Source organism: Kluyvera sp. (assembly GCF_047971185.1).
Lineage (GTDB): Bacteria > Pseudomonadota > Gammaproteobacteria > Enterobacterales > Enterobacteriaceae > Kluyvera.
Genome location: NZ_JBKDZH010000006.1, coordinates 30389 through 45783, shown reverse-complemented (window position 1 = coordinate 45783; position 15395 = coordinate 30389). Strand labels below are relative to the sequence as shown.

Annotated in this window: 13 protein-coding genes; 4 read left to right on the top strand and 9 right to left on the bottom strand. The window is 56.7% G+C overall.

What is annotated here, in order from left to right; all coding sequences use genetic code 11:
- Positions 1-65: 65 nt before the first annotated feature.
- From mzrA to ACK5JN_RS00860, 4 genes are all read right to left on the bottom strand, one after another.
- Positions 66-446: an EnvZ/OmpR regulon moderator MzrA gene (gene mzrA, locus ACK5JN_RS00875; protein ID WP_416868416.1), complete on the bottom strand. Its 381-nt coding sequence runs from the start codon at positions 444-446 to the stop codon at positions 66-68.
- 2 nt (positions 447-448) lie between these two features.
- Positions 449-1111, bottom strand: coding sequence for a DedA family general envelope maintenance protein YqjA (yqjA, locus tag ACK5JN_RS00870; RefSeq protein ID WP_416868415.1), 663 nt, complete (start codon positions 1109-1111; stop codon positions 449-451).
- A gap of 303 nt (positions 1112-1414) precedes the next feature.
- Positions 1415-2191, bottom strand: coding sequence for a transcriptional regulator ExuR (exuR, locus tag ACK5JN_RS00865; RefSeq protein ID WP_416868414.1), 777 nt, complete (start codon positions 2189-2191; stop codon positions 1415-1417).
- A gap of 129 nt (positions 2192-2320) precedes the next feature.
- A complete protein-coding gene (locus tag ACK5JN_RS00860; protein ID WP_416868413.1) occupies positions 2321-3625 on the bottom strand; it encodes an MFS transporter in 1305 nt (434 codons plus the stop codon).
- Between the two features lie 475 nt (positions 3626-4100).
- On the opposite strand from ACK5JN_RS00860, the gene uxaC reads away from it, so the two are divergent.
- From uxaC to ACK5JN_RS00845, 3 genes are all read left to right on the top strand, one after another.
- A complete protein-coding gene (gene uxaC / locus ACK5JN_RS00855) occupies positions 4101-5513 on the top strand; it encodes a glucuronate isomerase (protein ID WP_416868412.1) in 1413 nt (470 codons plus the stop codon).
- A 14-nt stretch (positions 5514-5527) separates the two neighbouring features.
- Positions 5528-7015 carry a UxaA family hydrolase gene (locus ACK5JN_RS00850; RefSeq protein ID WP_416868411.1) on the top strand — a complete coding sequence of 496 codons (1488 nt, stop codon included), beginning with the start codon at positions 5528-5530 and terminating at the stop codon, positions 7013-7015.
- An 85-nt stretch (positions 7016-7100) separates the two neighbouring features.
- Positions 7101-7652 carry a YgjV family protein gene (locus ACK5JN_RS00845; RefSeq protein WP_416868410.1) on the top strand — a complete coding sequence of 184 codons (552 nt, stop codon included), beginning with the start codon at positions 7101-7103 and terminating at the stop codon, positions 7650-7652.
- 19 nt (positions 7653-7671) lie between these two features.
- Here the strand turns inward: ACK5JN_RS00845 and sstT are convergent, their stop codons facing one another.
- The 4 genes from sstT to ACK5JN_RS00825 form a co-directional block, all read right to left on the bottom strand.
- Positions 7672-8919 carry a serine/threonine transporter SstT gene (sstT, locus tag ACK5JN_RS00840; protein WP_416868409.1) on the bottom strand — a complete coding sequence of 416 codons (1248 nt, stop codon included), beginning with the start codon at positions 8917-8919 and terminating at the stop codon, positions 7672-7674.
- A gap of 284 nt (positions 8920-9203) precedes the next feature.
- Entirely contained in the window at positions 9204-10172 is a 969-nt protein-coding gene (locus tag ACK5JN_RS00835; RefSeq protein WP_416868408.1) for a TerC family protein, read from the bottom strand.
- A gap of 270 nt (positions 10173-10442) precedes the next feature.
- Complete coding sequence (locus tag ACK5JN_RS00830) at positions 10443-11429, bottom strand: Gfo/Idh/MocA family protein (protein WP_416868407.1); 987 nt, start codon at positions 11427-11429, stop codon at positions 10443-10445.
- 72 nt (positions 11430-11501) lie between these two features.
- Entirely contained in the window at positions 11502-12002 is a 501-nt protein-coding gene (locus ACK5JN_RS00825) for a M48 family metallopeptidase (protein WP_416868406.1), read from the bottom strand.
- An 83-nt stretch (positions 12003-12085) separates the two neighbouring features.
- On the opposite strand from ACK5JN_RS00825, the gene rlmG reads away from it, so the two are divergent.
- On the top strand, positions 12086-13222 hold the full coding sequence (gene rlmG / locus ACK5JN_RS00820; RefSeq protein WP_416868405.1) for a 23S rRNA (guanine(1835)-N(2))-methyltransferase RlmG: 1137 nt from the start codon (positions 12086-12088) through the stop codon (positions 13220-13222).
- 58 nt (positions 13223-13280) lie between these two features.
- Here the strand turns inward: rlmG and ACK5JN_RS00815 are convergent, their stop codons facing one another.
- Positions 13281-15299, bottom strand: a complete 2019-nt coding sequence (locus ACK5JN_RS00815; protein WP_416868404.1) for an FAD-dependent oxidoreductase — start codon at positions 15297-15299, stop codon at positions 13281-13283.
- Positions 15300-15395: the final 96 nt, after the last annotated feature.

The following is a 15395-nucleotide window of genomic DNA, read 5'->3' as shown; positions in this document are numbered from 1 at the left end:
GTAAGCATAGTAAGTAAAAGACGAAATCACCAAAGTAAGTGAAATTATTCAGATTCCTGGAAGTTTTAGCCAAACCGGTGTGAGGTATCACGCAGCAGCGACAGCCAGCTCGCCGGGTCGTTATCTTCATCCTGTAGGGAAACAACGTAGACATGAGGCAGGGTACTATCGAGCACGCGCTTGGCCGCCGCGCTTTGCTCGCTGGATTCGAAGGTAATCAGCAGCGAGTCATTTTGCGGGGTGATACTTTTAAAGCGAATACCGTTGGCATCCAGGTGGTGTGAGACGGAGAAACCATCGGGCATGTTGGCCTGGTTAATGGGGCGAATCGCGAGCGTGGACTCTTCACGCTGCAGCGCGGCCCATGCCCAGAGCAACATGCATAACATCAGCATGATGCTCAGGCTTAATGCAAACCGGCGAAGCTGAATGCGGTTTAGCACCATCGTTACCCTCGGTTACCGTATTTTTTCTTCCACATCACCACCAGCGAACCGCCCAGGCCAAATACCAGCAGCACCACCGGCAGCAGCATCAGGCAGGACATCAGCGCATCTTCATATTTCTGGAAGACCGACGTTCTACCGAGCAGGAAACCCAGCGTGACGAGGATCAGCACCCACAGTAGCCCGCTCATCCAGTTAAAGAACTGGAAGCGCGCGTTGTTGAGCCCGGACAGGCCGGCGATGGTAGGCAGCAGGGTGCGGACAAAAGCAATAAAGCGGCCGATCAGCAGCGCAGAAAGACCATGCTTATGGAACAGGTGGTGCGCGCGCTGGTGATAATGCGCGGGCAGATGCGATAGCCAGTTCTGGACAATGCGGGTATTGCCGAGCCAGTTGCCCTGGATGTAACCCACCCAGCTGCCAAGACTGGCGGCGACCGTCAGCAGAATCACCGTTTGCGGGAAGCCCATTGCGCCTTTGGCAATGAGGACACCAACCAGCACCAGCAGGCTATCGCCCGGCAGGAAGGCAGCAGGCAGCAATCCGTTCTCCAGGAACAGGATCATACATAAGACAAAATAGAGCATGCCGATCATGGAAGGATTTGCGAGCGTCTCGAAATCCTGACTCCACAAGGCATTTAAGAGTTGGGTTAGTAGTTCCATTCACGATTCCTGGTACATCGATTAACGTAATGCCTGAACGCGCTGCGACGTCTTCTCTATTTCTATTTTAATAGCATCGCGGTAAATACGCGCTGAACAGTCCCTGTTTTGGCGAAATAATCTCTTACTGAATGTCGAAACGACAAAATGCATGCAATTGTAACAAACGGCGCGGTTTCGCGTCATAGAAATTGCAATTTGTTGCAGGTTGATTTTGCGGTCTAGCGGGGGGAGAGGCTAGGGGATTTACAAAGGCTTACCCACACAGAAAGTCGGGCAAGCCTTGTCGAAGAAAAGCGCGGTTTATTTACCGCCGATGGCGACGGTATCGAGGTGAACGACCGGGTTTTCGGCGAACAGGTAGCGGTCGGCGTTGAACTCGAAGTCATCGCTGGTTTCGTTGAACAGCATCAGCTTGGTGTTTTCCAGATGCTGCCACATGGCAATCTTCGCCGCGTGCGGATCTTTGCGGATCAGCGCCTTCAGGATTTGGTCATGGTCATCGCACCAGTTATCGACGGTACGGGCGTCGATATGGTCGTGCAGTTTCTTCCAGTACGGATTATGCACGCGCTGGGTCCACATTTTTTCAACGATGGCCGCCAGCGCCGTGTTCTGCGTGGCCAGGGCGACCTGAACGTGGAACTGGAGATCCCACTCGGAGTCGCGGAAGCACTTCTCTTTGCGCGCTTTCTCCTGGATCTCCATCAGCTTCATGATGTCCTGCTTGGTGACCTGGGTGGCGGCAAATTCGGCGATGTTGCTCTCAATGAGCTGGCGCGCCTGCAGCAGTTCGAACGGCCCGTAGTTGGCGAACTCCAGATTTTCATCCGGCACCTGATGGTGCTTTGGCTGGTTGGAGATAACGTGGATACCGGAGCCTTTACGCACTTCAACGTACCCTTCAACTTCGAGCATAATGATGGCTTCGCGCACGACGGTGCGGCTGACGCTTTTTTCATCGGCAATAAAGCGCTCAGCAGGCAGCTTATCGCCTACAAGGTAAACGCCTTGCTCAATGCGTTCTTTTAACTCAGCGGCAAGTTGCTGATATAAGCGACGTGCGTCGGCGATTTCCATATGCTCTCCAGGCAGGGTACGGCAGATTGAATTTGTTATACCACTTTTGCGAGCCGCTCACCACAATTAGGCATGAAAAAAGCCGCCTGGATCAAGGCGGCTTGAGGGAAAACAAACTTCGGTCGCAGATTAGTTTTGCGTGGCCTGCTGGGCCGGACGATTCTGGCCGGATTCGCCGTCGTCAGCCTGCTTGTTCTGCAGGACCGTCCAGATAACCAGCGCGCCTAACAGGTCGAAGATAGCCAGTACGGCGAACAGCGGGCTGAAGCCGATGGTGTCAGCCAGTGCACCGACAACCAGTGCAAACATGGTGCTTGCCATCCACGCCGCCATACCGGTCAGACCGTTCGCGGTCGCCACTTCGTTACGGCCAAAGACGTCGGAAGAGAGCGTAATCAGCGCGCCGGACAGGGACTGGTGAGCAAAGCCACCGAGGCACAGCAGGGCGATAGCGATATACGGGCTGGTGAACAGACCGATCAGGCCTGGGCCAATCATCAGCAGTGCGCCCATGGTGACCACCATTTTACGGGACACAATCAGGTTCACGCCAAACCAGCGCTGGAACAGCGGCGGCAGGTAACCACCGATAACGCAGCCGAGGTCAGCAAACAGCATCGGCATCCAGGCGAACATGGCGATTTCTTTCAGGTCGAAGCCGTACACTTTAAACATGAACAGCGGGATCCAGGCGTTGAAGGTACCCCATGCTGGTTCAGCCAGGAAACGCGGCAGGGCGATACCCCAGAAGCGACGGGTCTGAATGATCTGCCACGGAGACATTTTCTTCGCGTTGTTGGTCTGGTGTGCAGCTTCCTGACCGCCAATGATGTATTCGCGTTCTTCGTCCGTTAATTTTTTCTGATCGCGCGGGTGTTTATAGAACACCAGCCAGCACATAGCCCAGATGAAGCTCAGCGCACCGGAGATGATGAACGCCATCTGCCAGCTGTGCATCACGATAGCCCACACAACCAGCGGCGGAGCAATCATGCCGCCGATAGACGAACCGACGTTGAAGTAGCCTACCGCGATAGAACGTTCTTTCGCCGGGAACCACTCGGAGCTGGCCTTCAGACCCGCAGGAATCATGGCTGCTTCAGCAGCACCGACCGCACCACGTGCGATCGCCAGGCCACCCCAGCTACCTGCCAGCGCGGTTGCGCCACAGAAGATAGCCCAGGCAACGGCGAAGAAGGCGTAGCCGATTTTGGTACCGAGGATGTCCAGAACATAGCCGGCAACCGGCTGCATCACGGTGTAAGCTGCGGAGTAAGCAGCGATGATGTATGAATATTGCTGTGTGGAAATGTGCAGCTCAGCCATCAGTGTTGGCGCGGCTGCCGCCACGGTATTACGTGTCAGGTAGCCCAGCACGGTGCCCATGGTCACCAGTGCGATCATGTACCAACGTAACCCTTTAATCTTACGCATGTAAACCTCATCGTGTTGTTATAAATGCGAGTCCTGCAGCCATCTTCCTGTGTTGCCGGAGGATGTCATTCTCGAAGGGCTTACCGTGGAGGTGACTCCCGGTACGGCCCGAACTTGCCAGTAAGTACGTGTGCTGAATTCGGTATCCGTACCGCTAAATCAGGTGTCTTTATCGACCATCGCAAATACATTCCGTCGTTCAATGTGTTTCGACGGGGGGCAAGATAACTTGTCATACAACTTTAAAAGGTGAATACCGTCACAAAAGAGGTATTTTCCATAGAGTTTAAGGGGTAGATAGGCCAGGCCAGACGTGGCGCGGGTTGCAGCGGTGTTTTCGCGATTTTTCTGTCATTTTTTGTCAAGGTTTATTGATCTAACTCACGAAAAAATCTTCGGTTCGACGAAATTGGTGTGATAACTTTGTCAGCATTACAGATAAACATCTGACCCACTCGTTGAGAGGAAGACGATAATGACCCCGTTTATGACTGAAGATTTCCTGTTAGACACCGAATTTGCTCGCCGCTTGTACCACGACTACGCAAAAGACCAGCCGATTTTCGACTATCACTGCCACCTGCCGCCGCAGCAGGTCGCGGAAGACTACCGTTTTAAAAACCTGTATGACATCTGGCTGAAAGGCGACCACTACAAGTGGCGTGCGATGCGTACTAACGGCGTAGCTGAGCGCCTGTGCACCGGCGATGCGTCCGATCGCGAGAAGTTTGACGCGTGGGCCGCGACCGTACCGCACACCATTGGCAACCCGTTATACCACTGGACTCACCTGGAGCTGCGCCGTCCGTTCGGCATCACCGGTAAACTGCTGTCTCCGGCAACCGCAGGTGAAATCTGGGACGAATGTAATGAGCTGCTGGCGCAGGACAAATTCTCCGCGCGTGGCATCATGAAGCAGATGAACGTGAAAATGGTCGGCACCACCGATGATCCGATCGATTCTCTGGAGCACCATGCGGCCGTGGCGAAAGACGGCTCCTTCGACGTGAAAGTGCTGCCGAGCTGGCGCCCGGATAAAGCGTTCAACATCGAACTGGCCACCTTCAACGACTACATGGCGAAACTGGGTGAAGTGTCTGACACCGAAATCCGTCGCTTTGCCGATCTGCAGACCGCGCTGACCAAACGTCTGGACCACTTCGCCGCTCACGGCTGTAAAGTGTCTGACCACGCGCTGGACGTTGTCCTGTTTGCGGAATCCAACGAAGCGGAGCTGGACAGCATCCTGGCACGCCGTCTGGCCGGTGAAACCCTGAGCGAGCACGAAGTGGCGCAGTTCAAAACCGCGGTGCTGGTGTTCCTCGGCGCAGAATACGCACGTCGCGAATGGGTACAGCAGTACCACATCGGCGCGCTGCGTAATAACAACCTGCGTCAGTTCAAACTGCTGGGCGCGGACGTTGGCTTCGACTCCATCAACGACCGTCCGATGGCGGAAGAGCTGTCCAAACTGCTGAGCAAGCAGAACGAACAAAACCTGCTGCCGAAAACCATTCTGTACTGCCTGAACCCGCGCGATAACGAAGTGCTGGGCACCATGATCGGTAACTTCCAGGGCGAAGGTATGCCGGGCAAAATGCAGTTCGGTTCCGGCTGGTGGTTCAACGATCAGAAAGACGGTATGGAACGTCAGATGACACAGCTGGCGCAGCTGGGCCTGCTGAGCCGCTTCGTCGGTATGCTGACCGATAGCCGTAGCTTCCTGTCTTACACCCGTCACGAATACTTCCGCCGTATTCTGTGCCAGGTGATCGGCCGTTGGGTCGCCGCGGGCGAAGCGCCTGCCGACATCCAGCTGCTGGGTGAGATGGTGAAAAACATTTGCTTTAACAATGCGCGTGACTACTTCGCCATTGAACTGAACTAAGGTCTGGGGTTGGTATGCAATACATCAAGATCCATGCGCTGGATAACGTCGCGGTAGCGCTCGCTGATTTGGCTGAAGGAACCGAAGTCAACGTGGACGGGCAGGCGGTAACCCTGCGCCAGGCGGTGACTCGTGGCCATAAATTCGCTTTACGCGATATCGCGAAAGGTGAAAACGTCATTAAATACGGTTTGCCAATCGGCCATACGCTGGTGGACGTTGCGGCGGGTGAGCATATTCATGCCCACAACACGCGCACCAATCTGAGCGACCTGGACACGTATAGCTACCACCCTGATTTTCAGGCGGAAGTTGCCCAACCGGCCGATCGCGACGTGCAGATCTATCGCCGCGCGAACGGTGAAGTTGGGGTGCGTAACGAGCTGTGGATCCTGCCGACCGTTGGCTGCGTCAACGCCATGGCGCGCCAGATGCAGAACCGTTTCCTGAAAGAGACGAATGACGCCGAAGGTATCGACGGCGTGCATCTCTTCAGCCACACCTACGGCTGTTCACAGCTGGGCGACGACCACATCAACACCCGCACCATGCTGCAAAACATGGTGCGCCACCCGAACGCGGGTGCGGTGCTGGTGGTGGGCCTGGGCTGCGAAAACAACCAGGTGGATGCGTTCCGCGAAACCCTTGGCGAGTTCGATCCCGATCGCGTTCACTTTATGGTCTGCCAACACCAGGAAGACGAAGTGGAAGCGGGGATCGAACATCTCCATCAGCTGTATAACGTAATGCGCAACGACAAACGCGAGCCGGGTAAACTGAGCGAGCTGAAGTTTGGTCTGGAATGCGGCGGCTCTGACGGCCTGTCCGGTATTACCGCCAACCCGATGCTGGGGCGTTTCTCCGACTACGTGATTGCCAACGGCGGCACCACCGTGCTGACCGAAGTGCCGGAAATGTTCGGCGCCGAGCAGCTGCTGATGGATCACTGCCGTGATGAAGAAACGTTCGGCAAGCTGGTCACCATGGTCAATGACTTCAAACAGTACTTTATTGCCCACGACCAGCCGATCTATGAGAACCCATCGCCGGGTAACAAAGCGGGCGGTATCACCACCCTGGAAGATAAATCGCTCGGCTGCACCCAGAAAGCGGGTTCCAGCAAAGTGGTTGACGTTCTGCGCTACGGCGAGCGCCTGAAAACGCACGGCCTGAACCTGCTTAGCGCGCCGGGTAACGATGCGGTCGCCACCAGCGCGTTAGCGGGCGCGGGCTGCCACATGGTGCTGTTCAGTACCGGCCGCGGTACGCCATACGGCGGTTTTGTGCCGACGGTGAAAATTGCCACCAACAGCGAGCTGGCCGAGAAGAAGAAACACTGGATCGACTTCAACGCGGGTCAACTGATTCACGGTAAAGCGATGCCGCAGCTGCTGGAAGAGTTCGTCGATGAGATTGTCGACTTCGCCAACGGCAAGCAAACCTGCAACGAGCGCAACGACTTCCGCGAACTGGCGATCTTTAAGAGCGGCGTCACGTTGTAATAAAAATGTGATCTGATACGATAAAACGGCGTTTCATCTTCTGAAGCGCCGTTTTTTTATGCTTGTTTAACAGGGACACCCTTCCATGACTGCGTATTGGCTTGCCCAGGGCGTAGGCGTACTCGCGTTTTTAATCGGTATCACCACCTTTATCAACCGCGATGAACGACGCTTCAAGTTTCAGCTTTCTCTCTACAGCGCCACCATCGGCGTGCACTTCTTCCTGATGGGCGCGTTCCCCGCCGGGATGAGCGCCGAACTCAACGTTATCCGTACCATTATTTCGGTCTATACGCGCCGCATCTGGGTGATGTTTGTGTTTATTGCGCTGACGCTGATCCTCGGCCTTGGCAAGCTACAGCACGCCATGGAGCTGCTGCCGATTGCCGGGACCGTCGCCAGTACCTGGGCGCTGTTTCGCTGCAAAGGGCTGACGGTACGCTGCGTGATGTGGTGTTCGACGGCCTGCTGGGTGATGCACAACTTCTGGCTCGGCTCGATTGGCGGCACGCTGATTGAAGGCAGTTTCCTGGTGATGAACGGCCTGAACATTATTCGCTTCTGGCGCATGCAGCGCAAAGGTATTGACCCGTTCAGGGTTGAGAAGAAAGTCCAGAAGGAAAGCCCCTCCGCCTGACGGCGAAGGGGCGACAGGATTAACTGCGCAGGGCGTTTTTCTCCAGGCGGGCATCTTCCGCCTGGCAGGCCGCCGCGGTAAACAGCACGTCGGTGGAGGAGTTCAGCGCGGTTTCGCAGGAGTCCTGCAGCACGCCGATGATAAAGCCGACGGCCACGACCTGCATGGCGACATCGTTAGAGATGCCGAACATGTTACAGGCCAGCGGGATCAGCAGTAGTGAGCCGCCCGCCACGCCGGAAGCCCCGCAGGCACACAGAGAAGCCACCACGCTTAACAACAGTGCGGTCGGTAAATCGACCGGAATACCCAGCGTGTTGACCGCCGCCAGCGTCAGCACGGTGATGGTGATCGCCGCACCGGCCATGTTGATGGTCGCCCCCAGCGGAATAGAGACCGAGTAGGTATCTTTGTCCAGATTCAGCTTTTCACACAGCGCCATGTTCACCGGAATGTTGGCCGCTGAACTGCGGGTGAAGAAGGCGTAGACGCCGCTTTCGCGCAGGCAGGCCATCACCAGCGGGTACGGGTTACGGCGAATTTTCCAGTAGACCAGCAGCGGGTTGATCACCAGCGCCACCAGCAGCATACAGCCGACCAGCACCAGCAGCAGCTGCGCATAGCCCCACAGGGTGGCGAAGCCGGTGGTTGCCAGCGTAGAGGCGACCAGGCCAAAGATACCCAGCGGCGCGAAGCGGATCACCACTTTCACGATAAAGGTGACGGCGTTAGAAACGTCGGTGATCAGGTTTTTGGTGGTTTCATTGCCGTGGCGCAGCGCGAAGCCCAGACCAACTGCCCACACCAGAATACCGATATAGTTGGCGTTAAGCAGCGCATTAATCGGGTTGGAAACCATGCTCATCAGCAGGCCGCGCATAACTTCAACGATACCAGACGGCGGCGCGATATCTTCCGCCGCCGCGCTCAGGTGTAGCGTCGACGGGAAGAGGAAGCTGAACAGCACGGCGGTTAGCGCGGCGGCGAAGGTCCCCAGCAGATAGAGGAACAGAATCGGGCGAATATTGGTTTTTTGCCCCTGCTGGTGGTTGGCGATGGAGGCCATCACCAGCATCAGCACCAGCACCGGTGCGACGGCTTTCAGCGCCCCGACGAACAGCGTTCCCAGCAGACCAGCAGCGACAGCTGCGGGTTTAGAGACGACGGCCAGCAGTATCCCCAGTACCAAACCGACCAGGATTTGCTTCACCAGGCTGCCTGCCATCAGGATGCGCAAAAATCCGGGTAACGTGGATTTCGTTGTCATTGTTGTATTCCTTCGAGTGATGTGTTGTGTCTTTCCAGCGACGTATTATTTGTTACGTTTATGTCTGGATGTAAAAAAGTGTTTGCACGATCGAGTATAAGGAAAGTCTGGATTTGGGGAAGTACAAAATGCTGGAATTTACGCCGTGCGTCATATTTTTTAACTAATAATTTACATGGTGTAATGCAAATCAGGCAGGAAGCGTAGCCCGGGCGAGGCGTTTACGCCGACCCCGGGACATTGTATGGTCGTCCCGGCGTCGCTACGCTCGGCCGGGCTACAGGTTAGAACTGCTGTTTTTTCATATCGTTACGGTGGTTAACCCACGCGTTGATCAGCAACGTCAGCGTCAGGATACCGCCCACCACGCCCAGCGATACCGCGATCGGGATGTGGTAGAACTCGACGATCAGCATCTTGATGCCGATAAATACCAGGATCACCGCCAGACCGTACTTCAGCATTGAGAAGCGCTCCGCCACGCCCGCCAGCAGGAAGTACATGGCGCGCAGGCCGAGAATGGCAAACAGGTTTGAGGTCAGCACGATAAACGGATCGGTGGTGACCGCAAAAATGGCCGGAATACTGTCGACGGCAAAGATCACATCGCTCAGCTCCACCAGAATCAGCACCAGCAGCAGCGGCGTCGCGAACAGCACGCCGTTCTTACGCGTGAAGAAATGCTCGTTTTCGATTTTGTCCGTCATGCGCAGATGGCTGCGCAGCCAGCGCACCAGCGGCTTGTCGCCGATCCCGCCTTCGTCCTCTTTCGCCAGCGCCATCTTAATGCCGGTGAACAGCAGAAACGCGCCGAAGACGTACAGCAGCCACTCGAACTGGGAGATAAGCCAGCTGCCTGCGAAGATCATGATGGTACGCAGCACGATCGCGCCCAGCACGCCATACACCAGCACACGACGCTGTAACGCTGGCGGCACCGAGAAGTAGCTGAACAGCAACAGCCAGACGAAGACGTTATCGACCGCCAGCGATTTTTCGATCAGGTAGCCGGTGAGAAACGCCAGCGCCTGCGGATCGGCGACCGCGCGGCCCTGAGTCTGCACCAGATACCACCAGAACGCGGCGTTAAACAGCAACGACAGGGTGACCCAGACCAGCGACCAGCTTGCCGCCTGCTTCATTGACATGGTGTGAGCGCCGCGACGACCCTGTAAAAACAGGTCGATGGCCAGCATAATCGCCACGACGACAGCGAATCCGCCCCAGAGCAACGGTGTGCCGACAGTATTCATAGATATTTCCTTACGCATAAAAAAACGGCTAACGTCAGAAGACGATAGCCGTTGCTTTTTATGCATAGACCTCGCCTTCCGGCAAGGTCTCACTTACAACAAAAAAAGAATGCGCTGACGCATTCCTTTTTCGTTGCCCGGCGACCGGATACGGTTTTGCACGTATCGTAATGACGATCCACCGACAAGGAAGTTACTCCCCTTTGCACGTAACAAAATATGACAGGCCATTGATTTCGTCAATGGCCGACAATCTCTGTTTACGTTGCTTTACGCAGCAGGCGCATCCGCCGGGAACACGACGCCGGTCTGGCGACGGATCTCGGTCTGAACTTTGGCGGTAATACGGCTGACTTCAAGCCCCGGGTGCTCAACTTCGTTGTTTTCGACCAGGCGCGCAAACTCCTCGGCTTCATACAGCATAGTATTAATATGCTGCGGCTGGCTGAGATCCTGCGCTTTGCTGCCGCGCGGCACGAAGCAAACCTTCTGGCATTCCGAGATTTTCTCGATCACCAGCGCGCCCGCTTCCCCCTGAATTTCGCTCGGCAGGGTCGAGTCGCTGACTTTTGAGTGTTGTAGCGTTACGCTGAAGTCACCGTAATCGAGCATCACCACGCCGTGGGCATCCACGCCGCTCTCCAGCAGGCTGGCGGAGGCCTGAATCTGCTGCGGCTCGCCCCACAGCGCGATGGCCGAGGCCAGGCAGTAAAAACCGATATCCATAATCGAGCCGTTGGAGAAGGCCGGGTTAAAGGTGTTCGGATTTTCGCCGTCGAGATAGCGCTGGTAGCGCGAGGAGTACTGGCAGTAGTTGATAAACGCTTTGCGAAGCTGGCCAAGCTTCGGTAGCGTCTGCTGGAGCAGCTGGAAGTTCGGCAGGCTGGCGGTTTTGAACGCTTCGAACAGCACCACCTGATTTTCCCGCGCCGCGGCAATGACCCGCTCGGCTTCGACAATATTGGAGGCCAGCGGCTTCTCGCAGATAACGTGTTTTTTATGGCGCAGAAACAGCTCGGTTTGCGGCGCGTGCAGCGAGTTCGGGCTGGCAATATACACCGCATCAATTTCATCGCTTTGCGCCATCGCCTCTAATGAGGTGAAGAGATGCTCAACGGGATAATCATTAGCGAAGCTTTGCGCCTGTTCCAGGCTGCGGGAGTAGACGGCGGTGAGCTTATATTTGCCGGTCTCATGGGCGGCATCGACAAACTGGCGGGTGATCCAGTTTGTGCCAATCACAGCGAAACGTATCATAAATGCCTTTGGGCTCCATAAAGGGGATCTTTCGCCAATGTATCATGTCTTTATGACAAAGACAGTGCACTGCTACGCAGTTTGATTTAACGATAAATGCGTCAGCCAAAGGCGGGTATCAAACTCCAGCTGGTGATACTGCGGCTCCATATGACAGCATAGCTGGTAGAACGCTTTGTTATGGTCCTTCTCTTTTAAATGCGCCAGCTCATGCACCACAATCATCTTCAGAAAGGCTTCCGGCGCGTTGCGAAACACGGTGGCCACGCGGATCTCCGCTTTGGCCTTCAGCTTGCCGCCCTGCACCCGCGACACGGCGGTATGCAGCCCCAGCGCGTTTTTCAAGACGTGGATCTTATTGTCGTACATCACTTTATTGATCGGCGGCGCGTTGCGCAGGTACTGGCTTTTGAGATCCTGGGTGTACTGCCAGAGCGCTTTATCGGTGGCGTAATCGTGGGTACCCGGATAGCGTTTTTCCAGTACCGCGCCCAGACGCTGCTCGGCAATCAGCGTTCTCACCTGAGAAAGCAGGTGTTCCGGGTAGCCCTGGAGGTAAGTTAGTTGGTTCATCTTCACCCATGCCAATCATAAAAAGTGTATACTCACGCACCCTTTTCAGGGATAAGCCGAAATTTTACCATTCAGGAGGGCCGATGAGCCACACAGACAACGGTTTCCGTTCACTGACACTAAAACGTTTCCCGGAGACGGACGACGTTAACCCGCTGCTGGCGTGGGAAGCGGCGGATGAATATCTGCTGCAACAGCTGGACGATACCGAAATTAGCGGCCCGGTGCTGATCCTGAATGATACTTTCGGCGCGCTGGCCTGCGCGTTAGCGGAGCATACGCCGTACAGCATTGGCGACTCCTACTTAAGCGAGCTGGCGACCCGTGAAAACCTGCGCCATAACGACATTGCCGAGTCGAGCGTGAAGTTCCTCGACAGCACCGCGGAATACCCGCAGGCGCCGGGCGTGGTGCTGATTAAAATTCCCAAAACCATGGCCCTGCTGGAGCAGCAGCTGCGCGCGCTGCGCGAAGTGGTGACGCCGCAAACGCGTATTATCGCCGGTGCCAAGGCCCGCGATATTCACACCTCCACGCTGGAGCTGTTCGAGAAGGTGCTTGGCCCGACCACCACCACGCTGGCGTGGAAAAAAGCGCGTCTGATTAACGGCACCTTCACTAAACCTGAACTGGCCGATACCGCGCAGATGCTGAGCTGGAAGCTGGAAGGCACCGACTGGACCATCCACAACCACGCCAACGTCTTCTCCCGAACCGGGCTGGATATCGGTGCGCGCTTCTTTATGCAGTATCTGCCGGAAAATCTGGAAGGGGAGATTGTCGACCTCGGCTGTGGCAACGGCGTGCTGGGCATGACGCTGCTGGCGAAAAACCCAGAGGCAAGCGTGGTATTCGTTGATGAATCGCCGATGGCGGTCGCCTCCAGCCGCCTGAACGTCGAGACCAACCTGCCGGACGCGCTGGACCGCAGCGAGTTTATGATCAACAACGCGCTCTCCGGCGTCGAGCCGTTCCGCTTCAACGCAGTGTTCTGTAACCCGCCGTTCCACCAGAAGCACGCGCTGACCGATAATATCGCCTGGGAGATGTTCCACCACGCCCGCCGCTGCCTGAAGATCAACGGCGAGCTGTATATCGTGGCCAACCGTCACCTCGACTATTTCCACAAGCTGAAGAAGATTTTCGGCAACTGTGAAACCATCGCCACGAATAATAAGTTTGTGATTCTGAAAGCGGTGAAGCTGGGGCGTCGTCGCTAATACGATAGCTGGGTTGTAGCCCGGACGAGGTGCGAGAGCACCGACTCCGGGCAATGAACTAAATGTCCAACGCTAGCGTGGTCCCCTGCGCAATCGCCCGCCGCGCATCCAGCTCGCCCGCCACGTCGCTGCCGCCAATTAAGTGCACCGTTTTACCCCTCGCCCGTAGCGGTTCCGCCAGCGCGCGATTAGGCTCCTGTCCGGCGCAGATAATCACGTTATCAACCGCCAGTAACTGATACTCTCCATTAATCTCAACGTGTAGCCCCGCATCGTCAATTTTCTGATAGCTGACCGCCGGGATCATCTTCACGCCGCGCGAGAGCAGGGTGGTACGGTGGATCCAGCCGGTGGTTTTGCCTAATCCTTCGCCCGGTTTACTGGCTTTGCGCTGGAGCATCACAATCTGTCGCGGGCTACGCGCCAGATGCGGCCCTTCCGGACGCAGGCCGCCCGCCTGCTGCAAACTGGTATCAATGCCCCATTCCGCGCAGAACCCGGCGATATTCTGGCTGGTGGCCTCACCCGGCTGGCTGAGGTACATGGCGGTATCAAAGCCGATGCCGCCGCAGCCGATAATCGCCACCCGCTGGCCAACCGGCGCTTTATCGCGCAGCACGTCCAGATAGGTCAGAACTTTTGGGTGATCAATGCCTTCAATAGGCGGTGTAAGCGGGGTGATCCCGGTTGCGAGGATCGTTTCATCAGCGTTGAGCAGATCGTCTGCGGTGACGCGATGATTCAACCTCAACGTCACACCGGTGACGTCGATCATCCGGCGGTAATAGCGCAGCGTTTCGTAAAACTCTTCTTTGCCGGGGATCTGTTTAGCGATATTAAACTGCCCGCCGATCTCGGCGTTGGCGTCAAACAAGGTGACATGATGACCGCGCGCGGCGGCATTGATCGCAAAGGCCAGCCCCGCCGGGCCTGCACCGACAACGGCCAGACTTTTCCGCACTGCGGCAGGGACGATCGGCATTTTGGTTTCATGGCAGGCGCGTGGATTAACCAGGCATGAGGTGACCTTGCCGACAAAGATCTGATCCAGGCAGGCCTGGTTACAGCCGATGCAGGTATTGATCTCATCGGCCCGCCCCGACTGCGCTTTTGACAGCAGCTCGGCGTCGGCGAGGAATGGGCGCGCCATCGACACCATATCGGCGTCGCCGCGCGCCAGAATGTCATCCGCCACCTGCGGATCGTTAATCCGGTTGGTGGTGACCAGTGGGATCGTCACCAGGCCTTTCAGCTTGCGCGTTACCCAGCTAAACGCGCCGCGCGGCACCGGCGTGGCGATGGTTGGGATCCGCGCCTCGTGCCAGCCGATACCGGTGTTGATGAGGGTTGCCCCCGCGGCTTCAATGGCCTGCGCCAGCCGGACGGTTTCGTCGAACGTGCTGCCGTTATCGACGAGGTCGAGCATCGACAGGCGGTAGATAATAATAAAGTCCTTGCCCACGCGCTGGCGCACCGCGCGCACCACCTCGACGGCAAAGCGCATCCGGTTGGCGTACTCGCCGCCCCACTGGTCGTCGCGCAGGTTGGTACGCGCGGCGAGAAATTCGTTAATCAGGTAGCCTTCCGAGCCCATGACTTCCACGCCGTCGTAGCCCGCTTCCCGCGCCAGCTGGGCGCAGCGGGCGAAGTCGTCGATCAGCGCCAGAATCTGCTCATGGCTTAGCGCCTGCGGCGTGAAGCGGTTGATCGGCGCCTGTAGTGCGGAAGGGGCGACCAGATTGGGCTGGTAGCTGTAGCGGCCGGTATGCAGAATTTGCAGGGCGATTTTGCCGCCTTCCTGATGTACCGCGTCGGTGATAGTGCGGTGATGCGGCAGCTGGCTGGCATCGTTGAGCATCGCGCCGCCCGCCATCCCCACGCCGGTAGGGTCCGGCGCGATGCCGCCGCTGACGATCAGCGCCACGCCGTGGCGTGCGCGTTCGGCGTAGAAGGCCGCCAGCCGTTCGGCGCCGTCGGGATACTCCTCCAGCCCGGTATGCATCGAACCCATCAGCACACGGTTTTTCAGCTGGGTAAAACCCAGATCGAGCGGGGCGAACAGCGACGGATAGCTCATAAGGATGTCCAGTATGTGAAATTATTGTTATGTGGTCGGATGAGTTACTAATTTAGCCGTCGGCAGGAAAAAGGGAAAAGGGGAATGCGATGATTG

Excerpts from the sequence above, each read along its gene's own strand:
- mzrA (WP_416868416.1), bottom strand. The coding sequence starts at position 446 with ATGGTGCTAAACCGCATTCAGCTTCGCCGGTTTGCATTAAGCCTGAGC.
- yqjA (WP_416868415.1), bottom strand. The coding sequence starts at position 1,111 with ATGGAACTACTAACCCAACTCTTAAATGCCTTGTGGAGTCAGGATTTC.
- exuR (WP_416868414.1), bottom strand. The coding sequence starts at position 2,191 with ATGGAAATCGCCGACGCACGTCGCTTATATCAGCAACTTGCCGCTGAG.
- ACK5JN_RS00860 (WP_416868413.1), bottom strand. The coding sequence starts at position 3,625 with ATGCGTAAGATTAAAGGGTTACGTTGGTACATGATCGCACTGGTGACC.
- uxaC (WP_416868412.1), top strand. The coding sequence starts at position 4,101 with ATGACCCCGTTTATGACTGAAGATTTCCTGTTAGACACCGAATTTGCT.
- ACK5JN_RS00850 (WP_416868411.1), top strand. The coding sequence starts at position 5,528 with ATGCAATACATCAAGATCCATGCGCTGGATAACGTCGCGGTAGCGCTC.
- ACK5JN_RS00845 (WP_416868410.1), top strand. The coding sequence starts at position 7,101 with ATGACTGCGTATTGGCTTGCCCAGGGCGTAGGCGTACTCGCGTTTTTA.
- sstT (WP_416868409.1), bottom strand. The coding sequence starts at position 8,919 with ATGACAACGAAATCCACGTTACCCGGATTTTTGCGCATCCTGATGGCA.
- ACK5JN_RS00835 (WP_416868408.1), bottom strand. The coding sequence starts at position 10,172 with ATGAATACTGTCGGCACACCGTTGCTCTGGGGCGGATTCGCTGTCGTC.
- ACK5JN_RS00830 (WP_416868407.1), bottom strand. The coding sequence starts at position 11,429 with ATGATACGTTTCGCTGTGATTGGCACAAACTGGATCACCCGCCAGTTT.
- ACK5JN_RS00825 (WP_416868406.1), bottom strand. The coding sequence starts at position 12,002 with ATGAACCAACTAACTTACCTCCAGGGCTACCCGGAACACCTGCTTTCT.
- rlmG (WP_416868405.1), top strand. The coding sequence starts at position 12,086 with ATGAGCCACACAGACAACGGTTTCCGTTCACTGACACTAAAACGTTTC.
- ACK5JN_RS00815 (WP_416868404.1), bottom strand. The coding sequence starts at position 15,299 with ATGAGCTATCCGTCGCTGTTCGCCCCGCTCGATCTGGGTTTTACCCAG.